The 9,450-nt window shown below is 59.9% G+C and carries 7 protein-coding genes; 6 read left to right on the top strand and 1 reads right to left on the bottom strand.

Annotated elements, in window-relative coordinates; all coding sequences use genetic code 11:
• Positions 1-132 precede the first annotated feature (132 nt).
• On the top strand, positions 133-675 hold the full coding sequence (locus QEH57_RS24305) for an IclR family transcriptional regulator (protein ID WP_309009406.1): 543 nt from the start codon (positions 133-135) through the stop codon (positions 673-675).
• Between the two features lie 65 nt (positions 676-740).
• Entirely contained in the window at positions 741-1,595 is an 855-nt protein-coding gene (gene kduI, locus QEH57_RS24300; protein ID WP_309009405.1) for a 5-dehydro-4-deoxy-D-glucuronate isomerase, read from the top strand.
• A 147-nt stretch (positions 1,596-1,742) separates the two neighbouring features.
• Here the strand turns inward: kduI and QEH57_RS24295 are convergent, their stop codons facing one another.
• Complete coding sequence (locus QEH57_RS24295; RefSeq protein WP_309009404.1) at positions 1,743-3,854, bottom strand: FAD-binding protein; 2,112 nt, start codon at positions 3,852-3,854, stop codon at positions 1,743-1,745.
• Between the two features lie 300 nt (positions 3,855-4,154).
• On the opposite strand from QEH57_RS24295, the gene QEH57_RS24290 reads away from it, so the two are divergent.
• The 4 genes from QEH57_RS24290 to QEH57_RS24275 all read left to right on the top strand — a co-directional run bounded on the left by QEH57_RS24290 (position 4,155) and on the right by QEH57_RS24275 (position 9,283).
• Positions 4,155-6,212 carry an ATP-binding protein gene (locus QEH57_RS24290; RefSeq protein WP_309009403.1) on the top strand — a complete coding sequence of 686 codons (2,058 nt, stop codon included), beginning with the start codon at positions 4,155-4,157 and terminating at the stop codon, positions 6,210-6,212.
• The gene (locus QEH57_RS24285; protein WP_309009402.1) at positions 6,213-6,848 is read left to right on the top strand and encodes a response regulator transcription factor; all 636 of its coding nucleotides are present in this window, start codon (positions 6,213-6,215) and stop codon (positions 6,846-6,848) included. It begins immediately after the preceding gene.
• A 182-nt stretch (positions 6,849-7,030) separates the two neighbouring features.
• Positions 7,031-8,449 (top strand): Gfo/Idh/MocA family oxidoreductase, encoded by a 1,419-nt coding sequence (locus QEH57_RS24280; RefSeq protein WP_309009401.1) that lies wholly within the window; start codon positions 7,031-7,033, stop codon positions 8,447-8,449.
• Between the two features lie 18 nt (positions 8,450-8,467).
• Positions 8,468-9,283: a DUF1080 domain-containing protein gene (locus QEH57_RS24275; protein WP_309009400.1), complete on the top strand. Its 816-nt coding sequence runs from the start codon at positions 8,468-8,470 to the stop codon at positions 9,281-9,283.
• Positions 9,284-9,450: the final 167 nt, after the last annotated feature.

Raw genomic sequence — 9,450 nt, 5'->3', positions numbered from 1 at the left:
CCCCAAGGCTTCCCCACCCATTGCACCCCCCCCTTTTGAAAATATGAAATAATCAGATCCAACGCGACTTGACAATTTAACCCATAGCAGGGGTCTGGTTTCCAGCTCGGCGGAGCCTTTGCGGCCCTGGGAATGAAGGCGGCGGGGAATATTGATCTGCGGGCGGCGGCGCGGCCGGTCTTGCAGGCCTTGACCAGCTCCAGCGACGAGACTTGCCACCTTGCGGTTTGGGACCAGGGGCGGGCTTTGATCATCGAGGTTTCCGAATGCTCGCACCCGCTGAGCGCTGCTTCGAAACCGGGCACCCGCGCCTACGTGCATGCTTCCTCTACGGGCAAAGTGTTGCTGGCCTATCTGTTTATTGAGGAACTGGAATCGGTTTGGGCTCCGCAGGATCGGGTGAGCCTGACGCGAAATACCACTACCAGCGTACAAGGCTTGAGGGCGGAATTGGCCAAGGTCCTCAAGAATGGCTACGCCCTGGACGACGAGGAGTATCATGTCGGGGTGCGGTGCGTGGCGGCGCCGGTTTTCTCCAGCGACGGGAGGGTGTGCGCGGGGGTGGGGATCACCGCTTCCAGCGCCCGTTTTACCAAGCGGCGAGTGGGGGAACTTTCGAAGCTGGTCAAGCAGGCGGCGGCGGATATCTCGCGTTTGCTCGGCTGGAAGGGATAGGCCAGAACCCGTCGAGAGCAATTGGCGGGTTGACTCGCGGTGGCTTCGGATTCATTTTGGATGCTATGTTCAAATATGAATTTCCATCCATCAGCTATCGTTTTTCACCGAGCGTGGGCGAGTACCGCACCTTCGGCACCCAGCAGCTCCGCGACTCCTTTTTGATCGAGAAGCTGTTTGCAGAGGACGAGATCATCTTGCACGCGACGGATCTGGACCGCGCCATTGCCGGTGGGGTCATGCCGGTGGAAGGCCCTCTGAAGATTGGCTCCATCGACGCGTTGCGGTGCGACTTCTTTTTCGAGCGTCGCGAGGGCGGCGTGATCAACGTAGGCGGAGCCGGAACCATCGAGGTGGACGGCACGAAGTACGAAGTCGCCAATCGCGAGTGCCTCTACATCGGCCGCGGTTCGAAGGAGGTCGTATTCACTTCTTCTGACAAGGCGAATCCGGCGGCCTTCTACTTGTTGAGCTATCCGGCGCACAAGGAGTATCCGACGACGCATGCGAAGATCGAGGATGCGAACAAGTTGGAACTCGGTTCTAAGGATACCTGTAACGAACGCACGCTCTACCAGTACATCCACGAAAACGGCATCAAGAGCTGCCAACTGGTGATGGGCTTTACGGAGCTCGCGGTGGGAAGCGTCTGGAATACGATGCCGTCGCATACCCACTTCCGCCGCTCGGAGATCTATTTGTATTTCGACGTAACTCCCGAGAACCAGGTGCTGCATTTGATGGGGCAGCCCGACGAAACGCGGCCCTTGTGGATCAAGGACCGCCAGGCGGCCCTTTCGCCGAGCTGGTCGATCCATAGCGGCGCGGGTACGGCGGCTTACTCCTTTATTTGGGGAATGGGAGGCGAGAACCAACGCTTCGACGATATGGACGGTTTCCCGATCAGCGACTTGAAGTAAGCGACCGGGACTAGGAATTAAGAAAAAAGGACGACCTGTGAGGGTCGTCCTTTTTTGAATACGTAGCGCTGCGCTTTTGCCAGCGGCAGCGGAGATTGGGTCTTGCAGCGCGGTCGCGGGCTGAAGCTCCGCGCTGCGGGAAGGGGCTTAACCTTCCTTGATGAGGTAGGGGCCCCAGCCTTTTTCGAAGAATTCGCGGCTGACCTCGGGAGTGAGGTCGACGGGCTGGGAGCTTATCGGGAAGCTGTCGCCGACGCGCTTGACGATGAGCTTTTCCTCGCGGTCCTTGGCGAGCTCTTCCTTGAAGCGGAAGCGGCTGAGGTCTTCGTCCTTGGCCTCGGGACACTGGGTGCCTTGGTCGTCGCAGATCGCGCGGGCGCCGCGGCTGCCGCCTCCGTGCTGGATGTAGTGGTCGAGGGCGGTGAGGACTGCTTCGGATACCATGGCCATGTGGCGCCAGCGGAAGGCGCTGCCGACGAGGGAGGGCGAGCTGACGCGTAGGCCGTTGGACTCGACTTCCTCGCGGAGCTTGCGGGCTTCGGCGAGGGCGGCGGAGACTTCGGAGGCGGAGCAAATGATGCCGGCGTGGTCGCTCATGCGGGCCTGGATCTCGGTCTTGACCTCGTTGGTGGTCTTGCCGTTGGTGGGATCGAGGAAGGAAGCGGCTGTTTCGAGGGCCTTGGCGAGGTTCGCTTCGATGTTCTTGGTATCGGCTTCGACGGGCTTGCTGTCGAGGCGCGAGCGCTTGATGGCGATGGCGACGCGTTTGCCGAAAACTTGGCCGGAGTTGAGGGCGGCGCCGCCGGGGCGGGTGACGCCGTGGCTGCCGGCTGCTTCGCCGACGGAGTAGCAGCCTTCGAGGGAGGTCTTGCCCCAGTCGTCGATGAGGATGCCGCCGTTCATGTGTTGGTTGTTCATGGCGAACTCGAGGGGCTCCTTGCAGAGGTCGGTGCCGTGCATGCGGTAGAGTTCGATGGCGAGCGGGTTCATGCGCTTGAGGCGGTCGATCGGGAGCTCGAAGAGGGCGTCGTTGTTTTCCAAATACGCGCGAACGTCGGGGTCGAGGTCGTCGAGGGAGAAGGATTCGCCTTCGTTGACGGGGTCCGGGTTACGGAGGAAGTCGAGGTATACCTTGCGGCCGGCTTTTTGTTCGAGGAAGACGGCGAGGTCCAGCAGGCTGGAGCCGTAGTCGAGCATGCGGGTGGAGTGGAAGGGCCATTGGTAGCCCTTGCGGAAGGTATTGGATACCATCTCGCGGGTGGTGCGGTAGTAGCGAGCCAGGAAGTTGTGCTCGTTGCCGTCCTCGTCCACTGAATACACGCGAGGCATTACTTGCACGTAGGTGCCGGAGAGGTTCCAGGGGAAGGTGGTGCGCGGGGTGCCGATGCCGAATTGGCTTTCGGTGACGTTGGTCAACTCGATGCCGGCTTCGAGGGCGATGCCGAGTCCGCCGTGGCAATGGTGTGGATATACGGAGTCGCGGTAAAGTTCGCCGGGACCGCCGGTGGCGATGACGAGGTCTTGGCAAGCGAGGAAGACGAATCCGTAGGGATTGCGCTTTTCGGGACGATGGGTCGCGAGCACGCCGACAACGCGTTCGCCGGTTTCGGTCTTTTCCTTGACGATTTGGATGCCGCTGCAGCCGGAGAGGATGCGCATGCCAAGGGTGTTGGCTTCGTCAAAGAGGACCTTGACCATGAGCTTGGAAGTACGGGGGCCGCAGCTCGTGGCGCGGCCGGCTTCGTCGTGGTCGGTCTGGTAGCGGAGAATGGCTCCGTGGTCGTCGTGGGGAAGGGGGAGCCCCATGAACTGGAGCCCGCCGATGGCGTCGATGGAACCGACGGCTTCGACGTAGGCGGTGGAGAAGTTCATGCCGCCGCCGCTGCAGAGGCTCTGGGCGTACTTGAGGAAGTTGTCGCCCTTGTAGTCGGTGCTGGCGGTGTAGAGGGTTTGCTTGTCGGAGCCGGAGCAGGCGGAGGTGCCGGCGAAGAGGCCGGTGCTGGCCACAAGGACGTCGATGCCGCGGCGCTTCGATTCAACGGCGGCGCGCATGCCGGCGGCGCCGCTGCCGAGGACGAGGGTTTCGCAGCGATAGACGGGGATGGTCGCATCGCCCACCTGCATGGTCTCCTCGCTAGGAGGCACGTCCTTGACGGTCGGCATGTCGACGCGGGTGAGACGGTCGAGGATTTCCTGAGGGATGGTGTCGAATCCGTCTTGTTGGGAGGAGGAGGGGGCTGTGCTGTTTTCTGAAGTCATATCGTTATAGCGTCAGATGCTTGGAGTAGAATCGGAGAATTTCAACCTCCGAGATGCCGGAAAAGGTGTAAAAATTTTCTTAGGTAGTAAAAAATAGTCATAAAATCGAGGTAAGCGAATAAAATCGGCGATTTTGGCGGGGGATTTGTAAAGCGGGGCGAGGCGCGTTTTTAGAGGTTATACGGTTTGGGAGGAGGGCGGGTAGCGCTGCGGCTGGGCGGGACTTTGGCGCGGGGCCGGGGAGCGTCGGACTCATTTTTCGCTGGTGGAAAAGGTGGCAATGGGAGATTGAAGGGAGCGATGGTTTTTGCTCGGCGTGTCATTTTGGTTCTGGTGTTGGCTTGGATGTCGGTCTGGGGGGCGCCGCGAGCGGCGCTGGCCCTTGATGCTCCGGCCTCCGCTGCGGCATCGGTGCGCTTTTGGAATATCCCGAAGGCTTTGGAGGCCCTGGAGGAGGAGGCTGACGCTTTGAGAAGACAGCTGGAGGAGCTTCCGGTCCTGGAGGACAGCTTGCAGATCGACGCTTACGGCTACCACAGCAGCTACCTGCCGAAAGCGGACCGCTTGCCGGACGAGCCGCGTTGGACCATCACCTTCGAGATTCCGCACAGCGGAGGCGTGCAGGAAATTTATTTGGTGCCGGCGGCGGATCGTCGGGAGCCGAACATGCCGGGCTATGGTTTTCCGAAGCGTTTCCAGATCAAGGGAGTGGGCTTGGAAGGCGAAGAGCGGGTCTTGGTCGACTACCGTGAGGAGGACTTTCCGGATCCGGGACGATTGCCTGTCCGCCTGTTGATAGAGACGCGGCGCTACCGGAGCATCAGCCTGGAAGTCTATCGCGGCCAAGTGGAGGACAACAAGGAGTTCTTCGCCTTGGATGAGGTGGCCTTGCGGGCTAGCTTTTACCTTCACAGTATCCGGAATGTCAGTACGTCGGGCAGTTTCGAAGCTCCTCCTTTTTGGAGTTCGGCCTACCTGCTCGACCAGAAGACGAGTATGGGCCTGCCGGTCCAGCCCCATCCGGAGGGGCGGCAGTACGACCAGGATTTCGTGAAGCGCTTCGATGGAGTGGTTTCGGAGCCGATCGTGATCGAGCTGGATCTGGGCGAAAACAGGAGGAACGGGGAGTTGGTGCTCTATCCGGCGCAACCGCCAGAGGGTGTATTCGTTCCTGGATACGGTTTTCCGGGTAAGCTGAAGGTCGATATCTTCAGGGATGTGCCAAGGAGTGGAGAGCGGAAGCATCTTTTCGACGGTGCGCCTCAGGTTTTGCAGAATCCGGGAAACAACATCATTCGCTTTATTCTCGGGGGGCGCGAGGGGCGGTGGCTCCGGTTGACCTTCGACGACTTTCCGGTTTACCAAGGCTTATCTACTTTCGGGTTTGGCGAGATCGAGTTGACGGAGGCGCGTGAATCGATGTCGAAGGGGGCGGTGGTGTCGTCGCCGTCCTTGCCGGAGTCGGACCACGAGGTCCTGCAGCGATTGACCGATGGCTTGTCGGGCGGGCGTCGGGTGATCCCGCTGCTGCCCTGGCTGGATGGTCTCTCGGCGAGGCGAGACTTGCAGGGGGAGCTCGATCGTATCGAGCAGACGATGGACCGGATGACGGGGCGTTGGAATCGGGGAGTGGAGCTAAGCTTGTCGATCGCGATTTGGGGCGGCACGGCGGCCCTGCTGCTGGTGGTCGGGGCGGGAGCCTTCCTGCAGCGTCGGCGTTTCGCGGACTTGAGAGGTCGGATCGCCAAGGACTTGCACGACGAGGTGGGGAGCAACCTTGGCAGCGTGCGGCTCGTGGCGGAGCGTCTGCAGCAAGATGCGAGCGGGCCGGAGGCCCAGCGAGACTTGAGCGACTTGGTGCTGATGGCCCGGGAGGCTTCCGCCTCGCTGATGGATGTGGTGTGGATGACCGACAAGCGCTCGCTGAAGATGTCGGAGTTGATTCCGAACTTGAAGAAGCGCGCGGAGCGGGTGCTCAGCGGGGTCGAGCTCGAGGTAAATATCGACGTGGAGTCGCCGGACCTGGTGGTGCCGCTCGCGGTGAGGCGTCAGCTAATGCTTTTTTTCAAGGAGGCGGTGCACAACTGCGCGAGGCATTCGGGGTCGAAGCGGGTGCGGCTCGACATCGTGTTGAGCGGAAGTTCGTTCCGGATGGAGCTTAGCGACGACGGTTGCGGCTTCGACCCGTCGGCTTTGAGGGATGGTTGGGGAATCGACAGCATGCGGGAGCGGGTGGAGGAGCTCGACGGTACCTTCATTTTGAATACGGAGATTGGGAAGGGCACTACGGTTGGCTTCTCGGTGCCGCTTAAAGGGTTGCTCCGAATCTACCGTTCGGGATATCAAAGTTCCAATTAGATGACACCGGTTAACATATGGATTGTTGAGGACGATTCCGGCTACCGCCGCAATCTTCAGATATCGTTGCAGCGGCAGGACCACATCACGTGCAGCCGTACCTTTCCGAACTGTATCAAGTTTTTGGAGGCGATCGAATCCGGGGAGCGGCCGGACGTGGTGCTGATGGATCTGGGCTTGCCGCAAATGGGCGGAGTGGAGGGGATCGAGCGTCTGAAGGCGATCGACCCGGACGTGAGCGTGCTGGTGTTAACCGTTGAGGAGAAGAAGGAGACCGTGATGCAGGCTTTGGACGCGGGTGCGATGGGTTACTTGCTGAAGGCCTCGAGCGTACAGGAGATCGTCAACGCTCTCGAGCAAGTCATCAAAGGTGGAGCGGCCCTTGGCGCCGGAGTGGCCAAGCTGGTTCTCGGCGAGGTGCGAAAGCCGGTGGTACGGAAGGATTTCGGGCTTTCCGGCCGCGAGATCGAGGTCCTCGAGCAATTGGCGGAGGGGCTTTCGTCCAAGGAGATCGGAGCGAAGCTGTGTATCAGCACGGCCACGGTGAACTTCCATTTGGGGCGGATCTACCAGAAGCTCGACGTGCAGTCCCAGACTGGGGCGGTGGCGAAAGCCCTGCGCAGCGAGTTGATTTAGGGGAGGCGAGCAGGCGGGGAGAGCTCGCTCGTCTTCCGGTCCTAACTGAAAACTAGCAGATCGACTAGTAGACGGGAAGCGGGAGCCTTGCTATGCTGCAGGCTAAGCTGAAACCGTTGCGCCCTCTCGAGGTGCGTCGATCGTTCCGGCGCGGTTTTAACCCATACCTCTGTCCCCCCTACATGTCTTCCCTGAATCGCAGAAACTTTCTCAAGAAATCCGCCATGGCGGGAGCGAGCGCCTTCGTATTGCCTCGTTTCAGCATCGGCAAGCCGGGCATTTCTGCCAACAGCAGGCTGAACATCGCCATGATCGGCGCCGGCAACATCGCCGGCATGGCCTACAACGGCTGCAAGGGGGAGAACATCGTAGCCCTCGCGGATGTGGATTCGACAATGTTTGGCCAATTCCGCGAGGATCATCCCGAGGTGCTGGATGCCAAGCGCTTCACCGACTTTCGGGTCATGCTGGATAAGCTCGGCAAGGAGATCGACGCGGTTTGCATCAATACTCCGGACCACACCCATTTCGCCGCGACCATGCATGCCATGGAGATGGGCAAGCACGTTTGTACCCAAAAACCGCTTACGCACAATATTTGGCAGGCCCGTACCCTGCAAAAGGCGAAGAAGAAGTACAAGGTCGTAACCAACATGGCGGTACAGGGCCACACCTACGACGGCATTCGTCAGATGCGGGAGTGGTACGAGGCAGATGTATTCGGCCAGATTCGCGAAGTTCACTCGTGGATACAGGGACCGGATTGGAGGCCTTTCGAGGAGGGCCGTTGGTACTGGCATAAGCCCAAGCAGTTTCCGATGAAGAAGGATCCGATCCCGTCGCATTTGGACTGGGACCTATGGCTCGGGCCGAATTCTGCCGATACTGAGTTCAACGAGCTCTACCATCCGAAAAGCTGGCGCGGCTTCAATGCGTTTGGAAACGGATTGTTCGGGGATTGGATGCCGCATATTTCCGATGCGCCGGTCTGGGTTCTTGATCTTTTCGAGCCGGTGGTAGTGGAGCTGGTCAAGAGGGAAGGCGGAAACGATATCATCGTGCCCGATGGAAACATCGTACGTTGGGAGTTCAAGAAACGCGGCTCCAAGGCGCCTTGCGTCTTCTATTGGCACAACGGCGATGCCAGCTTCATGCCGGAGACGCCGGAAGGGTGGACCTGGGGGGAGATGCCCGATCGCGGTACTATGTATTTTGGCGACAAGCAGCTCGGCTTCACGGATGGGCGATCGAACAATCCGCGCCTTGGAAACAAGGAGGCGATGAAAGCGTTCAAGAAGGCTGGGTATCCAGACGAAAAGTACGCCCGCGTGGAAGGTGGCCCGTTTCAGGAATGGGTGCGCGCCATCAAGGGCGACGGACCAGAGCCCGGCGCCAACTTCGACTATGCCGCTCCTTACACGGAGATGATGCTGATCGGCGTATTGGCGGCTCGGTTCGGAGGGCGAATCGAATGGGATCCGAAGCGTGGCATCACGAATCGTCCCGAGCTCAACCAATACGTTCGCCCCAGTAAGGTGCGAGAAGGCTGGGACTACGGGAATGACCTTTGGAAGAAAAATTCCAAGTTTGCGTCCGTGTAAGTTTGTATCCGATTGTTTATGACGAAGCGATCTCTAGCGGCGGCCCTGCTTTTAGGCCTTGGGCTTACGGCTCAAGTGAGCTTGGCTGCCGAGCGAATCTTCGATGGCGAGTCGCTTGCCGGATGGCATGTCATGACGAAGCCAGCGGGGGACGCATACCGGGCTGGCTCAGACAGCTTCGCAGTAGAGGATGGCGCTATCGTCTGTACCCAAGCCGAAGGGCAGCAAGGTGGCATGCTGCTAACCGATGCGACCTACATCGACTTCGATCTCGAGCTGGAGTTGAAGTCGGACTGGGGCTGCGACTCTGGCATCTTCATTCGCTGCACGGACGGAGGGGAGGGGATCCAAATCTTGAACGACTATTTGCCGGGCGGGAATGTGGGAGGCATCTACGGGCAAGGCACTGGCGGCTATTTTTCGCGTCCCATTCAGCTTGAAGAAAGGGCTGGCAAACTGGCCGCCCGCGAAGCTTACGACGGTGTCGAGCGCGATGGCTTGCTCTACTCGATCGACGCAGCCACGTGGAATAAGATTTGGAAGGCGGACGATTGGAACACGCTGCGCGTTCGCTGTCTCGGGGTAGAGCCTCGCATCACGACTTGGATCAACGGAGTCAAGGTGATGGAGATGGATGGCCGCGTCTACCAAGCCCGCCGCCTCGAGGACGTGGAGCGTGGAAACTGGTCGGCGCCGACCGCCTGGGATCGCGAGACGGTTCAATCGATCACCGGAAACGCGGGCAGTATCGGCCTAGAGGTGCGCCCCGGCAACCGTTGGAAACCTGCCGGCGAAGTTCGCTACCGAAACATACGCCTCACTCCGATCAAGTAAACCTCACGATTTTCATCAAACTCCCTTTGTATCCAGATTATCATGCAAGAAAGTAAATCCCCAGAATCTAGTTTCCAACTCGACGCGCTGGGCGCGTCCTTCGCGTTCCTGGCGCTTCGCCTTTGGCTGGGCGTCCGCTCGCTTTTCACCGGCCTGGAGAAGTTCGC

This window comes from Pelagicoccus sp. SDUM812005 (assembly GCF_031127875.1).
Lineage (GTDB): Bacteria > Verrucomicrobiota > Verrucomicrobiia > Opitutales > Opitutaceae > Pelagicoccus.
The sequence above is the reverse complement of the archived record's forward strand: the minus strand, read 5'-3'. Positions and strand labels throughout refer to the sequence as shown.